This is a genomic window from Leptothoe sp. PORK10 BA2, assembly GCF_034932105.1.
Classification (GTDB): Bacteria; Cyanobacteriota; Cyanobacteriia; order Phormidesmidales; family Phormidesmidaceae; genus Leptothoe.
In genome coordinates this window covers 1-23900 of sequence record NZ_JAYGIG010000007.1, presented here as the reverse complement: position 1 = coordinate 23900, position 23900 = coordinate 1, and the positions used below count along the sequence as shown (strand labels likewise).

The window sequence follows — 23900 nt, the reverse complement described above, 5'->3', positions numbered from 1 at the left end:
TCAGGGGATGGGAACTTAATCGTTGTCTAACCGGGCGATTTCCTTGGCGTTTTCTGGCAATTGGGATTCTCGCTGGCCTCGGGTGCGGGCGCGAAAGCAGTAAAGACTAATGGGGGTCATGGCTAAATCAATCGGCTCAGCTTTACCCGTCAATACTTTAATGAATTCGACTGGCAGTTCCTTCACTAGCCAGCGGGCTAGGGAATAGCGGATCTCGCGGGGCATCAGGGGACGGGTTAGCTTGATGCCATGGATCTGGTGCAGATAGCGGTTGGACCGTCCGTAGCGATACCACTGTTTGTAGAGTTCTTTGAAGGAGGTGCGGTGGTGGTGCTGCACCGTGGCAGTTTCAGCATAGTGCAGCTGCCAGCCCCCATCGCGCTGTAACCGCCAGCAAATGTCGGCGTCGCCGCCAGTGGTCAGATAGGGACGAAAAAGACCGATTTTTTCAAAGGCGCAGGCCCGAATGGCAATATTGGCGGTTTGACCGTAGGGACAAAATGGATGGGCCAGGGTGTCCCGCTGGGACATGATGTTTTTGCGCTCGGCATAGCGCTCCAGCCAGGTGTTGCCAGGTAGCGCCGTCACTTCTCCCACACATAATCCCACCTCGCTGTCTTGAAAGCCCTGCACTAGGGACTCCAGCCAGGTAGCGGCGGGATAACAGTCGGCATCGGTAAAGGCTAAAATTTCCCCCGTCGCGGCGCGGATGCCGGTATTGCGGGCGGCATAAGCACTTTGGATGTGGGTTTCACTCAGGTGCTTGAAGGTGAGTCCAGCGGACTGGGCCTGGACGACGGACTCCTGGAGGATGTGGGGGGTGCGATCGCAACTACCATTATCCACCAGCAAATATTCCACCCGTTCCGCCGGATAGGTTTGACCTAGGAGACACTGAATCAGTCCAGGCAAATCAGTTTCGCCATTATAGATCGGCACAATTACCGACACCGTCGGGAAAAATGTTGTGGCCTGGGGAGGTATTTCGTTGGCAACCATAGAAGCTTGGGGCATCGGCACTCAACTCAATCTACAGCGACATCTACAGGTAGTTTTGCCACCAATCCGTCGAGAACTAACATATAAACCAGGTCCAAGTTGAAACCTATAGTTTCACATCCAGTAAAACGACCGTTCTTGACAACGACCGTTCTTGACAACGACCATTCTGAACAACGACCAGGGTTCATCCCCCTATCGATCCAACTACCCATCGAACCATGGGTTCTCCAGTAACCCATCAATTTTGGCAGTTCCAATCAAGCCAACACCCTGGAGGTAGAGATCTTTATGCAATCCTTACCTACAGTCAAACGAGTTCTAAATCCCCCTTAAACTTTGGATTAGGGAGATCACTCGTTTACCCAACCGACACAGAACCGAGCTACAGATTATACCGTTGCTGATTCATGAGATGCCTCCATCGGCAAGAAACAGCTGATACCAAGAGCCTTCAGATTAAATCAGAGGCCACATCAGCAACATCCAGATTATTCATACCCCATACATAATCCATATAAACCCTATAGATAATGAATAGTGCCGTGCCTAAAGTCAGTATTTGTATTCCTACCTACAATCGGGCCCACATTCTGCCCTATGCCGTCAATAGTGTCCTAAATCAAACCTTTGGCGACTTTGAGCTCCTGATCTGTGACGACGCCTCTCCTGACAATACAGCCGAGGTTGTCGCCCAGTGGGACGATCCACGCATTAACTACATCCGCCATCCCCAAAATATTCAACGCAGTCGCAACATGCGTTCAGGCTATGACGCCGCCAAGGGAGACTATTTCATCAAATTCGATGACGATGATGCCTTGACCGCTACATTTTTAGAGCGCACGGTGGCCATTATGGCAGCCCAACCCCAGATAGATTTTGTCTGTACCGATCACTGGGTAATCAATGCCCGCAACGAACGGGATGAAATGGCCACCGCCGCCAACTCTGCTAAATGGGGCAAAGACCGGTTAGCAGAGGCCATGATCCAGGATTTACTCCAGGAAACCTTTGTCCACCAAAGTTTACAGGTCGGGTCCACCCTGTTTCGCAAAGCTTGCCTGAAAGACGTAGACTTCATGCGATTTGAAGCCGACGGTTGTGAAGACTTTGACCTATTGGTGCGCCTAGCCACCGCTGGCAAAACCGGCTACTTTATCCCTGAGCGGCTGATGGAATATCGTTTCCATGGGGGACAAACCAGTCTGAAACAAGATATTCATTTTCTATCCGCCAAGATTTTTTGCCTAGAAAGCTATCACTTCCCCCAGCGCCCTGAACTAGAACGCATCCGCCAAGTAAAACTCAGCACCCTCAAGCAGGTTCTGGCGATGCGTCTGATTGAAAAAGGTGAAGCCCAGCGGGGACGTCAACTGATTCAAGAACTCGCAGCCAGCGGCCCCATATCGTCTAAAACACAGCTAGGTAAGGTGTTATCCTACTTACCCCTAGGGCTACGGCAGATAGCCTTTCAAGGGTTTCGACAACTGCGCCCTCAAGACTACAGCGAACGCGTGCGCAATGCAGCCGGATAAAAACGTGATTAAACCAGCACGGCGGGCGTAATGCAGCCGGATAAAGACAGTGATTAAACCAGCACGGCGGGCGTAATGCAGCCGGATAAAGACAGTGATTAAACCAGCACGGCGGGCGTAATGCAGCCGGATAAAAGCGTGATTAAAGCAAGCACGGCGGGCGTAATGCAGCCGGATAAAAAAAGCCTGGGGCTCCAGCTATTGGTGCTGATAGGACTAGGCTTCAGTCTGACCCAATGTTCAACCCAACCAGAACCTACCGGGCCAAAGGCTATAGATTTAGCAACCCCTAAGCCCACGGTAGCCATATATAACTGGCCTAACGACGGTGCCACCGTTGCTCAGGCCCATGTGGTGACGATTCCACCTAATTATCCGGTAGAGGTGGCTGTAAGTGAGGAGCTAAAAACGGTGGCAGCCTTTGCCACTGAAACAGACGCATTGGCCATCCTCAATGGAGGCTTTTTTGATCCCAATAATGGTCAAACCACTTCGTTCGTCATGATTAATGGCACCTTAGTGGCAGATCCCCAGGACAACCAACGGTTAATGGATAATCCGGATCTAGCTATTTATTTGGAGCAAATTCTCAACCGCTCTGAGTTTCGACGCTATAGCTGTGCCGATCACATTAGCTACGACATCACCTTTCATAACGCGCCGATTCCCCAGGGCTGCAATCTCCACAGTGCCCTAGGGGCAGGGCCACAGCTGCTACCCAATGACACCTCACAAAGGGAGGGATTTACCGACTATGACAACGGCACCCTAATCCGGGACGCGATTGGTAGTCAGCAGCGAAACGCCCGTAGCGCCATTGGAATTCAGTCGGACGGCACCCTAATTGGAGTCATGGTGGCTCAGTCTAATCCAGCCGGAGGAATGACCTTAGCGGAACTAGCAGAATTTATGCACAGTCTAGGTGCGCAAAAAGTATTGAACTTAGATGGCGGCAGCTCATCATCAATACACGCTCCAGGGTTGGCCAATGGGGAGGAGGCCCGGACGTACTATGGACGATTGGATCAACAGGGTCAAAAAATACAACGCCCGGTTAAATCCGTATTGTTAATACCTCAATCAGCGGATGAATAAACCGGGCACCTTTCCAGACCTGTAGCAGGACAGTTAATCTGTGGGATAACCATCCCCATACTGCAAATAACCTAGCTGAATTAGGGCCCAGCAGATGATGCCGTATATCGTCCCACCGGTAATGAGCATTTTGTAACCTGGATCAACCACAACTTGCATGGCAGGTGGGGTAAGAATTAGCCCCGACAACATCGATACCAGCACCGATGTCAGCACAAACGCAAAGGAACTAATGGCTCCTCGAAAACGCCCAGGGGCCTTTTTTTGAGAGTGCCTCGCCTTAGTGACGAATGACCGACAATCCTCTATCCGAAGATCAACCCAGAGCCACAGTCGCATACCCGTTAGAAAGGCAATGGGAAACATTAGGAAACCCACAAGGCCACTGAACTGAGAATAGGGGGCAACTACTGCAGTTAGGTGAGTACCGCCAAAGCTACCAATAAAGAGTAGTATCGCTGACGTGAAAAAATTGACGGTCGGTTTTGGCACTGGGGAGAATGTCATGGGGGGGCTGCTCAACGCTATCTCTTACGTTTACAGCCATCTCCAAGCGAAGTACGGACAACCATCATGAACTTACGGACAAATGTTCTTCACAAATGGATGGCTAGACAGATGCCGAGAAACCTAGTGAAACCGCATTAGGGTACCCATGGAAAACCTTCATGACGGTGTAATTCAGCCTATATTTAGGCTTACTGGGGGTAACGGCTGCCCAGATATCCTTTTGCAGAGATTAGGGAAAAAATTGACGAATTCATACTTGATTCCTAGCCCTTAGTCTAATTTTGACTATCCATAACCATGGCTGCATGCCTTTAGGATAGGCCCTCGTTCCATTGGTTTTGGTATACAAGGCTTTCACAAAACTGAATCTTTTAAAGTAGGCCCTAAAGTTCAGGTTGAAAATAACAGCGCACTCAGGGTCTGGGGCATGGGCAGAATAATCAACACCAAAAGAGCCATGGCCATTAGCCCCAAAACATCGCGGACACCGTCTAGCTCACTGATATCATCCAGGGCAGGGTCGTCTCGGCTCGGCATGAAGATCAGTAACAGCGCCCACAGCAAATACGCTGATTGAATAAAGGCCATCGCAGCCACTAAAACTCGGGCAATGTTGCCAATGGCTGCGCCACCCCAGCGGCCATACATGGCATGGACAATGTGGCCGCCATCTAGCTGGCCGACAGGCATAAGATTCAGGGCCGTCAATACCAACCCTAAACATCCTGCGATCGCAACCGAATGTAAATCAAGCGCCTGATCCAGTTGTAAGCTACCCCCCAAGACCCATTTACTCAATAGCGCCAGTAAAATTGAGCCCTTGGGATCTAGGGACTGAAAATTAAACAGCCCAGACTCTGCTGTCAGAGGCACCACCTGGGAATGGGCCACCCCCCAGATCAAAATGGGTAGGGACACCATGAATCCTGCCAATGGCCCCGTTAACCCCAGATCAAACAACGCCCGACGGTTAGGGGCCGGTGATTTGATGCTCACAAAGGCACCGACAGTCCCCAGAAAATAGGGCACTGGAATAAACACTGGGGCCGCCGCTGCAATGTTGTAATGGCGGGCCGTGGCGTAGTGCATCAGCTCCCGCACCGACAAAATCAGCATCACGGTCAGACTGTAGCCCAGCCCTTTGACCAAAATGATCGGCTGCGCTCTCAAAGCCGAGAAGGATAAATCACCCACCAATAACAACCCGGCTAGGGTGGTCGTCCCCAGGGTCAGGACAAATAACACCAAGGACAACAGCCAACCGCTTCCCTGGGATGGGTTTGACGGGGGTCGATTAGGCACCAGGGTAAAAACGGGATGACCATTCCGCTCTGTCTGCAACACCACTAAAAACTGTTCGCCAAATTGCGATCGCACATTTTGCTGGACCGTACTATGGGCCACCGCCGCCGTTGCCTTCAGCCGTCCCCGACAAACCATCACCTGCTGACGGCACTCAATCGTTTGCAGAAAGTAAACAGACCATGGGAAACAGGCCCGCAGGCGAGCCTCCTCTTCCCGCTCCATTAATGGCGGCGGCGGTGGCGGGGCCTGACGGAGAGGTTTTTCCACCGCCGCCCCTATCTCCGCCGGGGAACGCCGTCCCAACAGCACCACCCAGGTATAAACCAAGGGACAAATAACAAATAGCCCTAAAATCGAAAGGTTAGGGGGAGTATTCCGACCATACCGTAGCACCCATACCGTTAGCGCTAAAATCGGCGTCATGACTATCAGCCACAACAGCCAAACAGGCGAACGAGTCATGGTGGACACACCACGGCTAATCACCCAGTAGGTCAAGATTCCCAGTAAAATCGATAACAGTACAAATGTCATAAGGCCCCAATGCTACCCCCGTTAGCATCCTGATTCACCATACCAGGCGGATCCATCGGCTAGGAACAACGAGCTAGGGGCAATGGGCAGGCGCAATGACGTCTTCGGAGATATTGGTGTCTACCTCAGAAACAACCCCGGACAGCAGCAGCCCCGCAACTAGCGGAACTACTCCAGCCAACCCAGCCAACCCATCGGCTCCAAAATTACCCCAGCCAGTCTTTGATATCGATCCAACACTCTATGCCTTTTCACCCAATCGCGAAACCTTAGGCGGCACCGCTTATTTAATAACGTATATAGCAGCATCAGCTGATAATGCGCTGGAAAGACATAATATTTTGGTCGATTGTCCGGCCTGGACTGATACCAATTTAGACTTTATTGCCCAGCAGGGCGGAATACGGTGGCTAGTGATCACCCATCGCGGTGGCAGCAGTCGTGTCCGCGACTGGCAATCACGGTTTGACTGTGATGTCGTTGTGCAAGAACAAGAAGCCTACTTACTGCCCCAAATTAAGACCCACCCATTTCATCGGGAGCTAGTTTTAACCCCCCATCATCGACTGCTCTGGGCCCCTGGCCACTCCCCTGGAGCAACCTGTCTCTACAGCTCAACCCATGGGGGCATCCTGTTCACGGGCCGCCATATTTTGCCCACCCGCCAGGGAGGAGCAGCACCGTTACGGGTTTCCAAAACCTTTCACTGGCCCCGTCAACTCCAACAGATCCAACGCCTATTAGATGAATTCACCCCCCAGACCCTGGGCTACATCTGCCCAGGGGCCAATACGGGCTTCCTCAGAGGTAAACGCTATATCGAGCAGGCCTACGAAAAACTGACTCACCTAGACCTGCAGGTCATGGCTAAGAGCCAAGCGCTGCTTTAACCATGGTTGAATTTTGAGTTAACCAGTTTAACTACGGACTCAGACCAAGAAAATCCACTCAAAATTGGGTATCAACTTAAGCCGGGAAATCCTGGCTAGGTGGGGAATCAGGGGCCAGAAGCCAGTGACGCCCTGATTCCTGACTCCTGACTCCTGAATACTATCCTTAGGAAAACGTCCCGCTTTGAGTTAGTCCCCTCAAAATTCATCAGCTATCTCACTGTCCCCAGCCCCTAACTTAAATTCTGCCAAAATTTTAGCTACCGGTAGCTCCGCTGGATGCAATAACCAGGTGCGATGGCAGGGTTGAATCAGGGTTCGGACCAAGGGCGACAGCTGACTGATGGCCACTAGCTCCCCAGGCATTTTGAGCTTAATACCTCGCTGGTAAAGGGTATAGCCTCGATTGCGAGTGTGGCGCAGGCCCAGGTAAATGTCGGTGTCCGGCACCAAACCATAGGCTTGGCGACGGGCGGCCGCTAAAATATCGGTTTGCTGGGCATAGGTATAGTGGCTAATTTCCGTTGCCTTGGGTAGCCGACGGTTAACAAACCGCTGACACAGGTCTGCTAATACCCCATCGCCATGGGTTTGCCATCGCTGGAGGTGATAGTGCAAAACATAGTCATCTTGAGCCAAATACTTGTCTAGGGGCAGTTCGTCAATGCTGTGGCTGAGCCAGGCAGCCATGGTGTCATCGGCTTCTAGGGCACCCTCCGCCATCAGTTTTCGGGCTCGGTGGATCGTCTGCTCCAATACCCAGGTGGCCACCAGATTTTTGGGGTGGTTATAAATTTGAGCGTACATAAAGTAACGCACCACTAAATAATGCTCAATGGCCCCCAGTCCTTTCTTGGCCACAATCAGCTGCTGACTGGCGAGGTCATAGTCTAGGGCGAGGAGAATGCGATCGAGATCTAACTGACCATAGGACGCCCCCGTAAAATAGCTGTCCCGCATCAGGTAGTCGATGCGATCGCAATCCAGCTGACTCGACACCAACTGCCACACACAGGGCACCGGATGCTGATGTTGGTAAATTTGGGCAATTTCAAGCCACAAATCCGAAGAAAACCCATCCAACAGCCTCCGCACCTCCGGAGCACTCTCCAGAATCCGCCGAGTCCAATGCTCATGGTGTCCCCCAAACACCTCCTCCGCCGTGTGGCTAAAGGGGCCATGACCCACATCATGGAGTAAAGCCGCACACAGGACAGCCGCCCGATATTGATCCAGCACGGGATAGAGCGCCGCTAATCGGTCAAAGGCCCGCCTAGCAATGGCCATCACCCCCAAGGAATGGGTAAAGCGGGACCCTTCCGCACCATGAAATGTCAAGCTAGCTGGCCCCAGCTGACGAATCCGTCTGAGCCGCTGAAACACTGACGTATCAATCAGTTCAATCAGCAAAGCCTCCACCCGATTAGCACTATCTAGGGTGATAGCACCATGGAGCGGATCGTGATACGTACGAGTTTTCGGCAGCACAGCTTATGGCATGGGTTACATCAACGATTGCATTAACACCTCAACCGCCGCCACATATTGCCCATCCTCGCTAGTGGCAAACTGCTCACGGGCAAGGGGCGCAGTCTCCACCACCCGATCAGGAGTGATCCCCAACTTATTAATGTCATGGTGATCCGGCGTCTCATACTTAGCCACCGTTACCGCCAGACCAGACCCATGAGGCAAATCAAATAAAGATTGAATCAATCCCTTACCAAATGTGGTTTCCCCCACCAGTTGGGCACGACCATTGTCCTGGAGGGCTCCAGCTAAAATTTCACTGGCACTGGCCGTCCCCCCATTGACCAGCAACACCAACGGGTCCTGGGTCAGGGCTCCGGGGCCAGCCTCAAAGCTATCCAAAACACCTTGGCGATTGACGGTGTATACGATGGTGCCCTGATCCAGCCAGAGTCTAGCGATTTCGATGCCCGCCTGCAACAATCCACCCGGATTATTCCGCAGATCCAGAATATAACCAGCCGCATCCTGCCGCTCTAGGGTGGCGATCGCCGCTCGAATATCCTCTACCGCATTGCCATTAAACTGCCCAAGTCGAATATAACCAATCGACTGATTCCCCTCAGAACGCAATTCAGAAAACACAGGATTGAGATTAATCCGCTCACGGGTCAGATTCACCTCAAATGACTCCTCCTCGCCCCGTTCAATCTTGAGGGTGACAATAGTACCCGCTGGCCCGCGCATGCGGGCGGCCGCTTCATCCAATGAAAAAGATTGGGTAGCCACCCCATTAATGGCAACAATTTCATCCTTGGGGGATACCCCCGCCCGCTCTGCCGGAGAACCGGCAATGGGGGCAATCACCCTTAAATGCTGATTATTATCATCCTTGGCAATTTGCAAACCCACCCCCAGCAGCTCTCCAGACGTATTAGTCTGCAAACTTTGATACTGCTCCGGGGGCAAAAACCGGGTGTAAGGATCCTCCAGCTTCTGCAACATTGCCTGGGCTTCTTGATAGGTATCTTCCCAGGTATTCAGACGACGCTTAAGCGCCTTTTCACGGACAAACCACCAGTTCTGATGGTTAAAGGTCTCGTCCACATAGGCCCGATTAACAATGCGCCAAACTTCCATCACCAACTTTTGCTGCTCTGTAAAAGCAAACGCTGGCGGATTTGCCAGTCCCAAACTCAGAACCGTCGCGATACATATCGCACAGATACCTCTCAAAATAACTACGCGTAGCCGCCCAGTTTTTCTCATTCTTCGCCACAGTTCCAACATCATCGCTGCTCAAGCAAAAGCATCCCCTTCTGCCCAACCAGATAGGACAACCAAAATCATCCTTATCTAGCCAGCATATCGATTTCCTCAGAATACTGTGATCACCACCCCGTCGTAACTAGAATTCAATTACCCCTTATCATCAACGAGCAAAAGGTAAAGTTTTGTAACCAACTCTCAGCGAAAGATTAACTCGAAGCTGAGATATTTAGCCGCCGTCAAAATGTCCGATAATTCTAGGCGATTCGTTGATTCACAGGGCTTTAAGCCATCTGAAATGGGGTCCTAGTCGACGAGGAAAGTTTCTAAATGGGAAGTTTCTCAAAGGCCACTGTGTTACATTTTTTAGTAACGGCATAGATCTATTTTATATATCCGCGCTTCATGTTTACTAAGCAAGTCACAGACTCTAAGGCTTATCAGTGGTTTAACGAGCGGCTTGAGATTCAGGCTCTCGCCGACGATATTTCCAGTAAGTATGTCCCCCCCCATGTCAATATCTTCTATTGCTTGGGTGGCATTACCCTGGTTTGCTTCGTCATCCAGTTTGCCACTGGATTTGCCATGACCTTCTATTACAAGCCCACCGTAGTAGAAGCTTTCAATTCCGTTCAGTATCTAATGACCGATGTCAGCTTTGGTTGGCTGATTCGCTCTATCCATCGTTGGTCCGCCAGCATGATGGTTCTGATGATGATCCTGCACGTCTTTAGGGTTTACCTCACAGGTGGTTTCAAAAACCCCCGTGAGTTGACCTGGGTTACGGGTGTAATCATGGCTGTCGTTACCGTGTCCTTTGGTGTCACCGGCTATTCCCTCCCCTGGGATCAGGTTGGCTACTGGGCGGTCAAGATTGTATCGGGTGTTCCTAGTGCTATCCCCGTTGTGGGTGGCTTGATGGTTGAGTTTATTCGTGGCGGTGAAAGCGTTGGCCAAGCTACGCTGACTCGCTTCTACAGCCTGCACACCTTTGTGCTGCCATGGCTGATGGCTGTGTTTATGTTGACTCACTTCTTGATGATTCGTAAGCAAGGCATCTCCGGTCCTTTGTAAGCAATTGCATCAGCTTAGCTCTGGCCCAATTACTCATGGGTCTTGACCATGCCAAAGTATTTTGGTTGATTGCCCAATGTGGCTTCCAATTGGTTTCAGAGTTAAGCTGGTCTTACCGGACCGACCATTTTGTTTAAAGGTAAATTAGGAGACAGTTTGAGCTATGTCAACGATCAAAAAGCCTGACCTCAGTGATCCTCAACTAAGAGAGAAACTGAAGCAAGGCATGGGCCACAACTACTATGGTGAGCCCGCATGGCCAAATGATTTGCTTTACATCTTTCCCGTCGTGATTTTGGGCACCATTGCCTGCTGTGTGTCACTAGCGGTTTTAGATCCGGCCCTGATCGGGGAGCCAGCCAATCCATTTGCCACCCCTCTTGAGATTCTGCCCGAGTGGTATCTCTATCCCGCATTTCAAATTCTTCGGGTTGTACCTAACAAGCTTTTGGGAATCGCATTGCAGACCGCTATTCCCCTTGGCCTGATGCTGATTCCCTTCATTGAAAGTGTGAATAAGTTTCAGAATCCTTTCCGCCGCCCGGTAGCAACAGCGGTATTTTTGTTTGGTACTCTAGCCACCCTATGGCTAGGTATTGGCGCAGCTCTTCCAATTGACACGTCCCTAACCCTAGGTCTTTTCTAGACGTTAGTTATTTTGTCTAAGGGCAGTCCTGATTAGCTTCTTGAAAGTTCGTTTTATGTATGCGAACCTTCAAGAAGCTTTTTGATGTGTCAAGATACCACTAAGATAGTCATCATCCTGGGTCTACCTATCGATTTTTCACTTGATTTCGGGCAAACTAATGGTGCGAACGTGCCGGTTAGTCGGACATGTTAAAGCAAGATCAGTTGATAGTTCAAAGTAAACTAGAAGACTTAACTCAAGTGCAGCAATGGTTTGATGGTTTTTGTGCCGCGTCAAAACTGCCCTGGCTTGAGTCCGTTTTTGATCAGGTTAATTTAGCCTTGGCTGAAGGGTTTACCAATGCTGTTAGACATGCCCATTCCCATCTACCAACAGACACTCCCATTGAAATAGATCTGCTACTTTGGCAGGAAAAGTTGGAAGTGCAAATATGGGATATGGGCGGCCCGTTTGATCCCAGTCAGCTAACTGAGCCAAAACCTGGCACCCTTAAGGAAGGCGGCTATGGTTGGTTTTTGATGCGTCGGCTGGCTGACAATGTTGACTATGAACGGAATGACTTAGGGCGAAATTGTCTGCGCATCGTTAAATGCCCCACACCCTCGTAAAGTTGGCTAGCTCTCCTTTGGAATTGGCAAAGTATATTAGTTAGAAAGCTCTAAACCTGCTGGGTTTAGAGCTTTCTAATATGGGGATGGTGGGCATTCTGAGTACCATACATAACTGACATACTTATTAAACTGGAGCATTGCTGATGCAATTAGCTCATGACCCATGGAAAAGCAATACATTTGTTTTTATTGAAGTATTTGGTTGTGAGGGGGGGATTCAATCCTATATCAAGGACATCCTGACCGCATATGCCGATCGAAGCGGAAGCCAGGCAGCAGATATTTTTTTGCTGCGCGATCGCCCCAGGGATATCCCTCCCGAATTCTTTGCCCTCTTTAGGTTTCACTGTTTCCAGTCGGGTCACCCCATGGCCGATAGAATTCGTCTGACCTTGGCTTTAGCATGGCACCTACTGTTGAAACGCCCCCGCCGCCTATTTTGTGGTCATATTAATCTGGTGACCATGGTGAGCCAGCTGGCAAGGTTAGCCCAGGTGCCCTATACCGTGCTTACCTATGGCAAAGAAGTTTGGTTTCCCTTAAAACCCTCGGAAAGGAATGCCCTCAGGAACGCAGAGAGCATTTGGACCATTAGTCGGTATAGTCGCACCCTAGCCTGTAAGGCAAATCAATTGGACGCTGAACGGATTGATATTCTGCCGTGCACCGTTGATGGCCAGGGGTTTACCCCTGCGATCGCAAACCCCGAACTACAGCAGCGCTATGGCCTCACCGACGCCCAGGTATTGATGACTGTGGCCCGACTATGGCGAGGCGATCCCTACAAGGGTGTAGATGTCACGATCCGAGCACTGCCCGAGATCGTCAAAACCTGTCCCAACATCAAGTATCTGGTCATTGGCCGGGGGGACGATCAGCCCCGGTTAGCCCAGTTAGCCCAAGACTTGGGAGTAGCCGAGCGGGTGATATTTGCAGGCTTTGTCCCCAACGCAGAACTCGTCGACCACTATCGTCTCGCCAATGTGTATGTTATGCCCTCCCAGGAAGGCTTTGGCATTGTGTACCTAGAGGCAATGGCCTGCGGTATTTCAGTAATTTCGGGGGACGACGATGGATCAGCGGATCCGCTACAGGATGGCCGTCTGGGCTGGCGTGTCCCCCATCGAGATCCGGATGCAGTAGCAACAGCCTGTATTGAGGCGTTACAGGGCAAGGATCGCCGTTGCGATGGTCCCTGGTTGCGGGAACAAACCTTAGCTAAATTCAGCAAAACGGCTTTGGCCCACCAGCTACAGCTGCTATTAGAAAACGCTTCCACAGTTAAAACCGAGGATCTTCATCAATCCCAAAGTAAACTGCGAACATAGGATAGGACAACGGGCCAACACTATAAGATATAGATCTAACGGCCATAGGAGGCGGTGGTATGGCTCCCAACGGGTTTAGACAGTTACAGTTAAACTTTTCTGGCATGGGATGCTGGCTCGCCCTAGCCATCGGTTTCGGACTCGTGACCACCGTAGGCGTTGGTTGGCTATTAAAGTCTTTGTTAATCCTAGTTGTCCTGCTAATTGCCGTGCCAATCGTCTTGGTGGTAGGCGTACAATTTTGGCTGAGACGCAATCTGGTCGAAGGTCCCTGCCCCTCCTGCGCCCAGCCCCTGACCGGATTCCGCACCATACCTATGGTCTGCCCTAGCTGTGGCGTAGAGCTGCAGGCAAAGGATGGTATCTTTGCCCGGGCGGCTGCCGAAGGGACCATTGATGTCAATGTGATCAATGTTGAGTCCGTCAGGACTGATGCTGAGGATACGGACGAGGTCACCATTGTGGATGTCGACGTTCTGCCACCCGCAGACCCTTAAAAACACCCCCCAAAATTGAAACTATTGACCCAAAGCAGGGAATTAATTCGACAAAAAGCCCCTGACAGATGACGGAGCATTGTCAGGGGCTTTTTGTGGAGAATCAACCATCAACCTTGAGATTCGAAATTACTGCTGGACAGTCAGGGTAAACGGCGCACTGGCACCATCTATATCACCCACATAAAGACGATAGGTACCGGACTTATAGAGGCCTCGGGATTGAATGGCACCACCATCAAAATCATGGGCTAGGATGCACTCACGGGAGTTGTTATCAGGCCCGACCATGAGCAGCGTGTAATCATTGGAGCCGGAAACCTCAATCGAGACCGAAGCCGTGGGCTGGGTAATGGTGAACGAGTAATGGGGCTGAGCGGGCACAAAACCGCATTCTGCAGAGGTTTGAGCACCACCGCTCATGCCGCTAATTGCCGTGGCTGACTGACCATAAACAGCAGCAGTGGGGGCAGCTACCACAGTGGCAGCAATTAAAAAGGAAGCAATGTTCTTAGGAGCAATGTTTTTCATGGATAGCGCCTCGGCAACTTAATAGGGTAGCCTTACGAGAAAACTGGTATTTGTCTGAAGCACATTCACTGAGAATGTATAAGCCAATACTAGTGGCAGCAGACAGCTAACCTAATTAGCAATGTGCCAGTTTATCAATATTTAATCAACTGGAATTGCTGTATAGCCTGTATTATCTAGACCAGACGATTTAATAGACAGTGACAATTAACGGGTTTAGCCCCGCCAGATTAGGATAAGACTCTTGGAGTTGTTGGAAATAGCAAGGTTGCTAAATGGCGCAGCAGATCATGAATGCTCAAAACTCAATGGTGCTGGTCCCAAAAACACGGTCAGCCTGGCTGGGCTGTAGACGTTTGGCGGCTTGGAGCCTAGAAGTCGGTCTGGTGGCCATGGGTGCTGCTTTGCCTTGGGCAGCAGGGCAATATGCCTTGATGAATCCCCATTTGCCCCCGATCGTTGAAGAAATCGCTGAAGACACTGCCCATCAGCAAACCTCGGGGGTAAACCAAGCCGATGGGTTAGTAGCCCTCAATCCCCTCGTCAGCAATGCCCAAAAGGGCTGGGCTCGCATCGCCCAGGTACCGCCCCATCAACTGCATCGTACCGTACCCTACGCCACCAATATTCTCTGGACCGTGGCGCTGATAACACCTGTGGTAATCGCCGGCGGACAGCTGGTACAGATGGGCCGTACAGGTCAGACTTGGCCCAGGCGATGGTTAGGGATTCGGGTGATTTCAACGGCCAGTGGACCGCTTAAGCTGCCCCAGGTTTTGTTCCGAGAGCTGGGGCGCTGGGGTGCACCCCTAATTATCGTCGGGGGGATTAGTCTGGCCACTAATTTTTCCTTGGGCCTGCTGACTCCAGTCATGGTGGGTCTACTGGCCCTGGTTGAGGGCGCAACGGCAGTCTCAACCAGTAAACGATCATGGCATGATCGTCTAGCCAAAACCCAGGTAGAGATAGCAACGGCTGGATACCTACCCATGTACAACAACACCCTAGTGAATGAGCCACCGTGGGTCGCGTCTCCGGCTCGGGGGGAGTCCTTGGTGTATTCTCCGCCCTGGAGCGATGCGCTCTTATCTGAAGGCAACGAGGCGGTTCAACTCTACGGTGAAACCGCCAATGACGATGACTGGTGGCTGACGGAAGCCGAGGGAAATCTAACTTCCATCGTTTTAGCCCCTCGGGCTTTACCAGCCCAGCAAAATGGCGGCGGTAGATTAGTTTTGGTCAATCAACCAGCTAAACCGGAAAGACGTTCATGGTTGCTCTTGACCTGTGGCATGGTGGCGGCCTGTGCTGCTGGCTTTGGTCTGGGTCGAGTGACTCAATCACCGGCTAAAGCCCAGGCTGAGGAGGATGTTTTTTTACAAACGGCCCAGGCCCTCTCGGCCCAGGCTCAATCTGGGGGAGACTATAGCGCGGCCATCTTGATGCTGGGCCAGGTGGAAAACCCCCGTACTGCCCAATATTTGACCGATCTATTGAGTCAAACCTCTCAACCAGAAACCCTAGCCACTATTCAACAGGCCCTGGTAAGCCAAGGGCTGGATAGCCTGTCACCGCTGTTGGCGTTGAGCCGCGCCCTCGAGCATGATCTACAACAACCCTTAGATGCCGACACTCGCCACAGCCGTCTAGAACAGCGCCATGTGGTGCAGGGTGCGATCGCAAAGCTCCTAGCCATCCACAGCAATGAGCTGGTCGGCACCCGCTTAGATCGCATTAACCTGGGCCATTACCATGACGCGCACCGGACCTTTCGTCTCATTCAGCCGGGGTTACTGGCAGCGGGTACCAGCTGGCAGGGGGCCAACCTCAGCCAGGCTAACCTAGCGGGAGCCAGCTTTTTTGATGTGGGGGCAGATGGCAGAGCTGACTCCTATGACGACAGGATCAGCGACTTCACGGGCAGCATCTTAGTGGCCGCCAGCCTGGAGGAAGCCAATTTACAGGGCGCACAGCTAACCAATGCCAACCTCAGGCAAGCTGACCTTAAGGATGCCAATTTAGCCTATGGCAATCTTGAGCGCTCCCAACTGACCAATGCGCAACTAGTCCATGTCCATGCCCCCCAAAGTCATTGGCAAGGAAGCAACTTGGTGGGAGCGGATCTGACCCAGGCAGTCTTTAACGGAGCCGACTTTACCCAAGCCAGACTCAATCGAGTTGAAGCGGCCCACAGCAGTTGGACTGAAGCAACCCTACCCCAGTCAGACTGGGTGGGGGCCAACTTGATTGGCGCAGATTTTAGCCAAACCAGCCTGACCAGGGCTAATTTTCAAGGGGCGAACCTGGACAGTGTCAACTTTAGTCAGGCGGATTTGAGACAGGCGAATTTGCGAGATACTGATCTGAGGCAGGCCCAGCTGACCGGGGTAAACCTGACCGATGCCGACTTGGCTGGTGCCATCTTCCATGACGGCGCCAATGTTAATAACAGTTTTATTACCCCCAACGCCCAGTTGAGTTCAGGCAACCATCTGCGGGGCGTCAATTTTAGCCGGGCGCGCAACTTGGATAGCCGCCAGTTAAACTACATTTGTACCCAGGGGGGCATTCATCCCAACTGTCAGGACAGCCTGTAAATAGTGCCTATGGTCTACGTACGGCTGTGAGGGCGGATCTATAGGCCGGGTTTGGATTAAAGGATCATTAGCGCCTATGCAACGGACTCGGTTAAACACGTTAGTGGAGCAAGCAAGCCGCCGCTTTAGCCAATGGGTTTTTAACCCTTGGCGACGGATTTCTTTAGCCGTCATCAGTTTACTGTTTGGCAATTTTTTTGCCACGGCCATTGCATCTACGTCGGGTCAAACAGCCGAAGTGGATATTGTGATCGCCGCCATTTTAGTGGCTATGGTGGAGCTGATTAGCTGGGTCCATCACCGGTCACGAGTCCAAGATCAGCGCACGGTGCTACCTGAAATGCTCAACTCATTTAAATTGGGCATGATCTACGGGCTCTTTGTTGAAGCTTTTAAACTCGGCAGCTAGGGTCATCGAATCAATGGATTTGAGGAGTTGGACCGCCCGCTGCTGAATCCCTCGCCAGTCTTGGTGACGCACATGTCCATCTTCAAATAAGCCACTGGAAATACCCACGGCCGTGGCCCCAGCTGCTAATAAATCCGCTGCATTTTCAACGGTGACTCCCCCTGAAGGAATGAGGGGAATATGTCCCATGGGACCCTGTAAACATTCGAGATAGGTGGCTCCGCCAAAGGCCTTGATGGGGAATACCTTAACGCTGGTGGCACCGGCCTCCCAAGCGGTTAATATTTCCGTTGGGGTCATGGCTCCCGACACGGTGGGGATGTGAACCGTTCGGCCATGGTTTAACAAATCGAGGGAGGTGTGGGGGCTAAAGCAGAACTGGGCCCCGGTTGCGATCGCAACCCGCAAATTCTCTTCCGTCAGAATCGTCCCCACACCCACGGTGCAATGGGGCAAAGCCTTTTGAATCGCCTGCAGTAAAGCAACCGGCTGATAGCTATTCCAAGTAATTTCTAGTAAATGAATACCCCCTTCCGCCGCCGCTACGGCCATATTTAAGCCGATCTCCACTGTCTCTGCGCGAATGACGGCAATCACCCGATGACTGCGTAACGTACGGAGCCACCGCTGCTGATATTCGACGGGCTGTCGCGACTTAACCCGCTGGGGGACCGAATGTAGTGCTGTCATAAATTACTAAAGGGGGCATTTGAAGTGGGCATTTAAAGTGGATCTGGTGTTACGCCCATTGTGCAACTGCCAATCATATTTAAGTGCACCTCTTAGGCTTTTAGACCAATTTGCAATACAGAAGTTGTTACTTGTGTAATCAGTGGTAAAGATTCACCAACCCATGTAACGAAATATAGGGTGCCCAGGACAGATGGAAACACCCGTAACCAAAACAAAAGCCGCAGGAAAACCTGCGGCTTTGAATGTCAAACTCTTTAGGAATAAGACTGAGAAACGCCTATTGGATGGATATACCACCCATACGGATAGACATTACCTAAGCAATGCTCGCCATGCTGACGTTGTTGTCAATGAGCAAGCGCTGCAGTTCATCGGAATCCACTGTCTCCTTATCCACTAGCATGGCCGCTAGTTGATCCAGAACATTGCGGTTTTCCACCAGAACCTGCTTAGCCCGATCGTAGGCAACATCAACCAAGCTACGGACTTCTGCATCAATCACAGCCGCCGTTTCCTCGGAGAAGTCTCGCTCTGAAGCAATGTCACGGCCGAGGAAAGGATTTCCCTGCTGCCGTCCTAAGGCCACTGGACCGAGCTTTTCGCTCATGCCAAAACGAGTCACCATTTGACGAGCCACACGAGCCACTTGCTGTAGGTCGTTGGAAGCACCCGTGGTAACTTCCTCATCCCCAAATATAATTTCCTCAGCCAAACGACCGCCCAGGGCGACAGCCATTTGATTTTTCAGATAGGAGCGGGAATACAGACCGGATTCCAAACGCTCTTCACTGGGGGTAAACCAGGTTAGACCACCCGCTTGACCACGGGGAATAATACTGATTTTCTGTACAGGATCGTAGTCTGGCATTAGCGCACCCACAAGGGCATGGCCCGCTTCATGGTAAGCCACCAAAGACTTACGCTTCTCACTCATCACCCGATCTTTCTTCTCAGGCCCCGCCAAGACGCGATCAATCGCATCGTTGACTTCGTCCATGGAGATTTCAGTCAAATTACGACGAGCCGCCAAAATAGCTGATTCGTTCAGTAGGTTAGACAGATCAGCACCGGTGAACCCAGGAGTGCGACGGGCAATCTTCTCTAGGTCGACATCCTTACTAAAGGTCTTACCGCGAGAATGGACGCTCAAAATCTCCAGACGACCGGAGTAGTCAGGACGATCCACCACCACTTGGCGATCAAAACGACCTGGACGTAGGAGAGCGGCATCCAGCACATCGGGACGGTTAGTGGCGGCGATGATGATGATGCCAGTGTTACCCTCAAAACCATCCATCTCGGTCAGCAACTGGTTCAGGGTCTGCTCACGCTCATCGTTGCCACCCCCAAGACCTGCGCCCCGCTGACGGCCTACGGCGTCAATCTCGTCAATAAAAACAATGCAGGGAGCATTGGTCTTAGCCTGCTCAAACAGATCGCGGACGCGGGAAGCACCCACACCCACAAACATTTCTACAAATTCAGAACCCGAGATGGAAAAGAAAGGTACGCCTGCTTCACCGGCCACGGCCTTAGCTAACAGGGTTTTACCCGTACCTGGAGGTCCCACCAGCAGGACACCCTTGGGAATCTTGGCACCAACGGCGGTGAAGCGATCGGCATTCTTCAAGAAGTCGACGACCTCAGTTAGCTCCAGCTTGGCCTGGTCAATCCCAGCCACATCGCCAAAGGTAACCTTGGTCTGGGGCTCCATCTGCACCCGAGCTTTGGACTTACCAAAGTTCATGGCCTGACTACCAGGGCCGTTTTGGGCTCTGCGCAGGACAAAGAACAGCACCACCAGCAGCAAAATGGGAATCAGCAAGGTACTAAGTACCTGCAGCAGCCGGTTTTCTTCAGCCTGACGCTGAACTTCAATATCGACCGAGTTCTCGGTAAGGATATCGACTAGGCCGGGGTCGCTGGGCAGGTTAACCACAACCCGCCGCTCTTCACCAGTCGGGTCGGGAAAGCGCGCCTGGCTACGGTCGGCACTAATATAAACCTTCTCAATAGAGCCATTTTCAACTTCATTAATGAAGCGGCTATAGCGCCATGATTCGGTTTCAATGCGGGGTTGTTCGAAAAATGCGGTTGCCAGTGCAATGACGACAACCACTAGCAATACGTAAAGTCCAGCGTTTCTCCAGCGCTTATTCACAGGGAGTAAGCCTCCTAAAGTTTGTAATTTTCAGCAATTTTAGCGAGCTTGCCTATGCTGATTGGAAAGTTGTTAACTTATGTTAACGCATTTCAGGATTTTGCACGGCCGGCTCAGTTAAGCAAGTCTGTTCGCGCATCGAAGGCCGGTAAAACATCTGTCTGAGGGCGTTTAGACCTGCATGGGTAGAACTATAGTTTAGTTTAATATTCCCCAGCAGGACTGTGTGAATTGGCATCAGACCCACGACACAGTTGCTGTAGGCTAAACATTCGAATTGCCCAACCAGGTCCGGGGCCCAAGGGGTTTCAGCAACGGTTTGATTAGCTAATAAGGCTTTGATTAATCGGGCACGGCTAATGCCGGGGAGTAAACCGCTTGCCAAGGGGGGAGTCCACCATTGCCCCTGAGCATAGCCCCAAAGATTACCGGTGCTGGTTTCTAGCCATTCTCCAGCGGGGGTACTCAAGATGGCATCACGGGCTCCATGGGTTTGGGCCCCTTGCATGGCTAACCAGCAGGGAAGATAGTTGCCGGTTTTGTGGTGGGGTAAACTGCGTTGGTACTGGGGGCCTTGGGCCACCCAAACGGTTACCCCGTCAGCTTGTTGCTGCGCTAGGTTGAGGGGTAGGGGACGACCGCTGATCAGCTCAGTGCCATCGGCCAGGATGGCGAGCCGCAACACTGGGTAGTCAGCCAGCATTGTCCGACAGCCTTCGGTAACGCGTGGCCAGTTGGGCTGGGGCCAGTGAAATAGGTGTAGGGATTGGGAGATGCGATCGCAATGCGCCCCCCAATCCGTCAACGGATGCTCCAGGCTATTCTCATAAACCCGCATCGTTGTGAATACACTGGCCCCATAGGCCAAGGCTGGATGACTAGGAGCAATCGATAGTTGCCCATGCCCATATCGTTTTCCTGCAAACCAAACTGGCATTCTGCAACCTAGTGTGAGGGGTCACCGGAGGCAACTTTTAAGGTCTTGCTCAAGGCAAATCATAATCTGCCTTAGCTCCCATCTGGATCAATCGGTCGGGTGGGCTGATTGAACAGTAGTTACTGCGAATTTAACCAATGCCTTCGATCATGGGATGGAAGAAAAAGGCCAGACCAATGATGATGTAAGTCGCCAGCAATAGCGTCCCTTCTAACCAGTTAGAGCTACCGTCACTACTAATGGAGTTGGCAATCAAAATCGATACGGCCACGGCAATCAGCTGAAAATTATTAAAGTCCAGATCCATCGGCTTACCCATCAGCCAACCCGCAATCACCAGCACCGGAGCCACAAACAGGGCAATCTGCATACTGGACCCCACTGCCACAGACAAGGAAAGATCCATTTTGTTTTTCAGCGCTACGGTGACCGCCGTGGCATGCTCGGCAGCGTTACCGATGATGGGCAATAAAATTACCCCGGTAAATAGCTCCGACAGTCCCAATTGTTTTGTGGCCACTTCTAAGGAGCCCACCAGCCACTCGGACTCCACAGCCACCACCAGGGTGGCCGCTAATAGAACCCCAATCCACAGGAACAAATTTGGAGCTTCACCATGATCCTCTTCCACCCCTTCTTCCTCTGCCGTGCCTACATCGAAAAGATAGGCATGGGTTTTCATGGAAAACAGCAGGGTGAGGCCATAAACCATAATCAGGACTATAGCTACAGCCACGGACAACCGCTGTAGGGTGGGCTCCGTAATAGACGGAGACGTAAAATCCACCGCCGTTGGGAGCAAAATCGCAATCACCGCCAGATTCATAGACGACGCATTCATGCGGGCAATCACCGGCTGAAAGGTTTGCTCCTTGAACTTGATGCCCCCCAACAGCATGGATAGGCCCATGACCAGCAGTAGATTCCCAATGATCGAGCCGGTAAGACTGGATTTCACCACGTTGATTAACCCTGCATTAAGGGCAACCAGGGCAATAATCAATTCGGTGGCGTTGCCAAAGGTGGCATTGAGCAAGCCCCCCAGGGACGGCCCCACAACCACCGCAATTTCCTCGGTAGCTTGGCCCATCCAGCCGGCTAACGGAATAATGGCAATAGCGGCTGTGGCAAAGACAGCCAGTTCACCCCAACCGAGGAAATGAGCTGCCCCAGAAATGGGTACAAATACCAGCAAACCAAAGAAAATCAGATTTTTGACAGGCATGGAAGCACTAAAGCATCATTGAGCATCATCAGATTAACCAAAGTATGGACAACTGGGGGAATAATTCCAACGATTCTTGGGATGAACTTTACAAGTTATGCCGGTATCTGAAGACCATCAGCGCTAGAGCCTTAGATTGATTACTAGGAACAGTAACGGAGCGAGGAAGGGCGGCATGATTTTGAAGGTGACTCTAGCTTTATCAGGTGCTCTGGTCCTGACCCTGGCAGTGTTTTATGCCTGGGCAACATCCGGTAGCTATCCGCGCGAAAACTATACGGATATCCTGACCTACAGCGCTGATAGCGCTGATGTTGATGGCTCTGCGTCTGAAGGTAAGCCACTGACCCTGGTGTCCTATAACATTGGCTACCTATCAGGATTAACTAATCAAGAGGCAGTGGCTAGACCTAAAACATTGTTTGATGACAATTTGGCCGCTGTGATTGCCACCCTCCGCGCCATCAATCCTGACATCATTGCTTACCAAGAAATTGACCTTAACTCCAAACGTTCCTATAACGTCAATCAGCTAGAGGCATTGGCCAATGCCTTGGGATTAGCCAATGCCGGTCTGGCAATAAACTGGAACAAAAACTACGTTCCTTTTCCCTATTGGCCCATATCAGCTCACTTTGGAAAAATCGTCTCGGGTCAGGCGGTGCTTAGCCGTTATCCAATTACAGAAAATCAGCGGACTGTCCTGGAAAAGGTGGCAAGCCGTCCATTTTTCTACAATGCCGTTTACCTGGATCGGTTAGCCCAAGTAACCAAAATCGACATTAACAATCGGCCGTTAGTGGTAATCAATGTCCATTTAGAAGCCTTTGATAACCCGACACGGTTTCAGCAAACCCGCACCGTGAGAGGGATAGCTGAGACCTATGCCAAAGACTATCCAGTGCTGGTGGTGGGCGACTTTAATAGTGCGATCAATCGTCCCGAGGAGGGAGACCGATCGATTGAAATCATGGCCGAGTCGGCTCTATTTACAACAGCCCTAGCCAAAGACCAATGGACTAACCAGCCCACATTCCCCTCTGAATCGCCCGAACATAAATTGGATTATCTATTTTATACGCCAGCAACCATCGAGCTCAAGGACACCCGCGTAGTGGCGGAAATAGGCACCGCCTCGGATCACCTACCGCTGATGATGACCTTTACCCTGAAATGAGTTGAATTGTGGGCTCATCGGAAAGACAACGTTCTCTGATGAAGCCATAACTGTCCAGATATGCATCACATCCCATGGAGCAGCTAAAGTATTCCCTTGGTCCCTTTGAACTGTTTGCCGCGATTATCGGCGGTTCGCCATTTGTTTTGGCCGCTATTTTGCTCTACACCCCCGTGGCGAGTCTGGCGGATTTGGTGCCGGTGATTCAGGGAAATGGGTCCAGCGGTGGAGCGGTTGCGATCGCCTTAACCCTAGTCTTACTGAGCTATATCATTCAGCAATTATAAATTCAAATCGTATCAGTTGATACAGAAGCTTTCAACTTCTTGAAGGTGAGCATATGAGGGTATCATCAGCTTAGGAGGAATTAGGCCGCCGCCGTGAGCGTCGAGGCGGTAACG

At 51.5% G+C, this 23900-nt stretch carries 22 protein-coding genes; 12 read left to right on the top strand and 10 right to left on the bottom strand.

The genetic code is table 11. The features are described 5' to 3' along the window. Positions 1-15: 15 nt before the first annotated feature. The gene (locus tag VB741_RS03375; RefSeq protein WP_323363734.1) at positions 16-1014 is read right to left on the bottom strand and encodes a glycosyltransferase; all 999 of its coding nucleotides are present in this window, start codon (positions 1012-1014) and stop codon (positions 16-18) included. Between the two features lie 530 nt (positions 1015-1544). Between VB741_RS03375 and VB741_RS03370 the strand changes: the two genes are divergently transcribed. Then, complete coding sequence (locus tag VB741_RS03370) at positions 1545-2537, top strand: glycosyltransferase family 2 protein (RefSeq protein ID WP_442786280.1); 993 nt, start codon at positions 1545-1547, stop codon at positions 2535-2537. Positions 2538-2675: 138 nt separating this feature from the next. Beyond that, positions 2676-3632: a phosphodiester glycosidase family protein gene (locus tag VB741_RS03365; RefSeq protein WP_323363732.1), complete on the top strand. Its 957-nt coding sequence runs from the start codon at positions 2676-2678 to the stop codon at positions 3630-3632. Between the two features lie 33 nt (positions 3633-3665). Here VB741_RS03365 and VB741_RS03360 read toward each other — a convergent pair whose 3' ends face one another. Next, a complete protein-coding gene (locus VB741_RS03360) occupies positions 3666-4139 on the bottom strand; it encodes a hypothetical protein (protein ID WP_323363731.1) in 474 nt (157 codons plus the stop codon). A 393-nt stretch (positions 4140-4532) separates the two neighbouring features. Beyond that, positions 4533-5981: a site-2 protease family protein gene (locus tag VB741_RS03355; RefSeq protein WP_323363730.1), complete on the bottom strand. Its 1449-nt coding sequence runs from the start codon at positions 5979-5981 to the stop codon at positions 4533-4535. 116 nt (positions 5982-6097) lie between these two features. On the opposite strand from VB741_RS03355, the gene VB741_RS03350 reads away from it, so the two are divergent. Continuing rightward, a complete protein-coding gene (locus VB741_RS03350; protein WP_323363729.1) occupies positions 6098-6871 on the top strand; it encodes an MBL fold metallo-hydrolase in 774 nt (257 codons plus the stop codon). Between the two features lie 198 nt (positions 6872-7069). On the opposite strand, the gene VB741_RS03345 is transcribed toward VB741_RS03350, so the two are convergent. Both VB741_RS03345 and ctpA read right to left on the bottom strand, forming a co-directional pair. Continuing rightward, the gene (locus VB741_RS03345; RefSeq protein ID WP_323363728.1) at positions 7070-8359 is read right to left on the bottom strand and encodes an HD domain-containing protein; all 1290 of its coding nucleotides are present in this window, start codon (positions 8357-8359) and stop codon (positions 7070-7072) included. A gap of 15 nt (positions 8360-8374) precedes the next feature. After that, a complete protein-coding gene (gene ctpA / locus VB741_RS03340; RefSeq protein WP_442786279.1) occupies positions 8375-9610 on the bottom strand; it encodes a carboxyl-terminal processing protease CtpA in 1236 nt (411 codons plus the stop codon). 405 nt (positions 9611-10015) lie between these two features. Between ctpA and petB the strand changes: the two genes are divergently transcribed. From petB to VB741_RS03315, 5 genes are all read left to right on the top strand, one after another. Beyond that, positions 10016-10684 carry a cytochrome b6 gene (gene petB / locus VB741_RS03335; protein WP_323363726.1) on the top strand — a complete coding sequence of 223 codons (669 nt, stop codon included), beginning with the start codon at positions 10016-10018 and terminating at the stop codon, positions 10682-10684. Positions 10685-10847: 163 nt separating this feature from the next. Next, positions 10848-11330 carry a cytochrome b6-f complex subunit IV gene (gene petD, locus VB741_RS03330; protein WP_323363725.1) on the top strand — a complete coding sequence of 161 codons (483 nt, stop codon included), beginning with the start codon at positions 10848-10850 and terminating at the stop codon, positions 11328-11330. 188 nt (positions 11331-11518) lie between these two features. Further along, the gene (locus VB741_RS03325; protein ID WP_323363724.1) at positions 11519-11941 is read left to right on the top strand and encodes an ATP-binding protein; all 423 of its coding nucleotides are present in this window, start codon (positions 11519-11521) and stop codon (positions 11939-11941) included. Positions 11942-12087: 146 nt separating this feature from the next. Beyond that, positions 12088-13272, top strand: a complete 1185-nt coding sequence (locus VB741_RS03320) for a glycosyltransferase (RefSeq protein ID WP_323363723.1) — start codon at positions 12088-12090, stop codon at positions 13270-13272. Between the two features lie 59 nt (positions 13273-13331). Further along, positions 13332-13769, top strand: a complete 438-nt coding sequence (locus tag VB741_RS03315; protein ID WP_323363722.1) for a hypothetical protein — start codon at positions 13332-13334, stop codon at positions 13767-13769. A 129-nt stretch (positions 13770-13898) separates the two neighbouring features. Here VB741_RS03315 and VB741_RS03310 read toward each other — a convergent pair whose 3' ends face one another. Beyond that, the gene (locus VB741_RS03310) at positions 13899-14300 is read right to left on the bottom strand and encodes a hypothetical protein (RefSeq protein ID WP_323363721.1); all 402 of its coding nucleotides are present in this window, start codon (positions 14298-14300) and stop codon (positions 13899-13901) included. Between the two features lie 275 nt (positions 14301-14575). On the opposite strand from VB741_RS03310, the gene VB741_RS03305 reads away from it, so the two are divergent. Together VB741_RS03305 and VB741_RS03300 are read left to right on the top strand one after the other, a co-directional pair. Beyond that, complete coding sequence (locus VB741_RS03305; protein ID WP_323363720.1) at positions 14576-16897, top strand: pentapeptide repeat-containing protein; 2322 nt, start codon at positions 14576-14578, stop codon at positions 16895-16897. Positions 16898-16973: 76 nt separating this feature from the next. Then, positions 16974-17306, top strand: coding sequence for a DUF565 domain-containing protein (locus tag VB741_RS03300; protein ID WP_323363719.1), 333 nt, complete (start codon positions 16974-16976; stop codon positions 17304-17306). Here VB741_RS03300 and VB741_RS03295 read toward each other — a convergent pair. The 4 genes from VB741_RS03295 to cax form a co-directional block, all read right to left on the bottom strand. After that, entirely contained in the window at positions 17247-17996 is a 750-nt protein-coding gene (locus tag VB741_RS03295; protein WP_323363718.1) for a bifunctional 4-hydroxy-2-oxoglutarate aldolase/2-dehydro-3-deoxy-phosphogluconate aldolase, read from the bottom strand. The genes VB741_RS03300 and VB741_RS03295 overlap by 60 nt on opposite strands. A gap of 319 nt (positions 17997-18315) precedes the next feature. Continuing rightward, the gene (gene ftsH3 / locus VB741_RS03290; RefSeq protein WP_323363717.1) at positions 18316-20160 is read right to left on the bottom strand and encodes an ATP-dependent zinc metalloprotease FtsH3; all 1845 of its coding nucleotides are present in this window, start codon (positions 20158-20160) and stop codon (positions 18316-18318) included. An 82-nt stretch (positions 20161-20242) separates the two neighbouring features. Continuing rightward, positions 20243-21097, bottom strand: coding sequence for an aminotransferase class IV (locus tag VB741_RS03285; RefSeq protein WP_323363716.1), 855 nt, complete (start codon positions 21095-21097; stop codon positions 20243-20245). 130 nt (positions 21098-21227) lie between these two features. Beyond that, positions 21228-22322: a calcium/proton exchanger gene (gene cax, locus VB741_RS03280; RefSeq protein WP_323363715.1), complete on the bottom strand. Its 1095-nt coding sequence runs from the start codon at positions 22320-22322 to the stop codon at positions 21228-21230. A gap of 175 nt (positions 22323-22497) precedes the next feature. Here cax and VB741_RS03275 point away from each other — a divergent pair, with 175 nt between their 5' ends. After that, positions 22498-23499, top strand: coding sequence for an endonuclease/exonuclease/phosphatase family protein (locus tag VB741_RS03275; RefSeq protein WP_323363714.1), 1002 nt, complete (start codon positions 22498-22500; stop codon positions 23497-23499). A gap of 74 nt (positions 23500-23573) precedes the next feature. Continuing rightward, a complete protein-coding gene (locus VB741_RS03270; protein ID WP_323363713.1) occupies positions 23574-23786 on the top strand; it encodes a hypothetical protein in 213 nt (70 codons plus the stop codon). Positions 23787-23900: the final 114 nt, after the last annotated feature.

Bases quoted from the DNA above. Each gene is read 5' to 3' on its own strand.
- VB741_RS03375 (WP_323363734.1), bottom strand. From the start codon at position 1,014: ATGCCCCAAGCTTCTATGGTTGCCAACGAAATACCTCCCCAGGCCACA.
- VB741_RS03360 (WP_323363731.1), bottom strand. From the start codon at position 4,139: ATGACATTCTCCCCAGTGCCAAAACCGACCGTCAATTTTTTCACGTCA.
- VB741_RS03355 (WP_323363730.1), bottom strand. From the start codon at position 5,981: ATGACATTTGTACTGTTATCGATTTTACTGGGAATCTTGACCTACTGG.
- ctpA (WP_442786279.1), bottom strand. From the start codon at position 9,610: ATGAGAAAAACTGGGCGGCTACGCGTAGTTATTTTGAGAGGTATCTGT.
- petB (WP_323363726.1), top strand. From the start codon at position 10,016: ATGTTTACTAAGCAAGTCACAGACTCTAAGGCTTATCAGTGGTTTAAC.
- petD (WP_323363725.1), top strand. From the start codon at position 10,848: ATGTCAACGATCAAAAAGCCTGACCTCAGTGATCCTCAACTAAGAGAG.
- VB741_RS03325 (WP_323363724.1), top strand. From the start codon at position 11,519: ATGTTAAAGCAAGATCAGTTGATAGTTCAAAGTAAACTAGAAGACTTA.
- VB741_RS03320 (WP_323363723.1), top strand. From the start codon at position 12,088: ATGCAATTAGCTCATGACCCATGGAAAAGCAATACATTTGTTTTTATT.
- VB741_RS03315 (WP_323363722.1), top strand. From the start codon at position 13,332: ATGGCTCCCAACGGGTTTAGACAGTTACAGTTAAACTTTTCTGGCATG.
- VB741_RS03310 (WP_323363721.1), bottom strand. From the start codon at position 14,300: ATGAAAAACATTGCTCCTAAGAACATTGCTTCCTTTTTAATTGCTGCC.
- VB741_RS03305 (WP_323363720.1), top strand. From the start codon at position 14,576: ATGGCGCAGCAGATCATGAATGCTCAAAACTCAATGGTGCTGGTCCCA.
- VB741_RS03300 (WP_323363719.1), top strand. From the start codon at position 16,974: ATGCAACGGACTCGGTTAAACACGTTAGTGGAGCAAGCAAGCCGCCGC.
- VB741_RS03295 (WP_323363718.1), bottom strand. From the start codon at position 17,996: ATGACAGCACTACATTCGGTCCCCCAGCGGGTTAAGTCGCGACAGCCC.
- VB741_RS03285 (WP_323363716.1), bottom strand. From the start codon at position 21,097: ATGCCAGTTTGGTTTGCAGGAAAACGATATGGGCATGGGCAACTATCG.
- cax (WP_323363715.1), bottom strand. From the start codon at position 22,322: ATGCCTGTCAAAAATCTGATTTTCTTTGGTTTGCTGGTATTTGTACCC.
- VB741_RS03275 (WP_323363714.1), top strand. From the start codon at position 22,498: ATGATTTTGAAGGTGACTCTAGCTTTATCAGGTGCTCTGGTCCTGACC.
- VB741_RS03270 (WP_323363713.1), top strand. From the start codon at position 23,574: ATGGAGCAGCTAAAGTATTCCCTTGGTCCCTTTGAACTGTTTGCCGCG.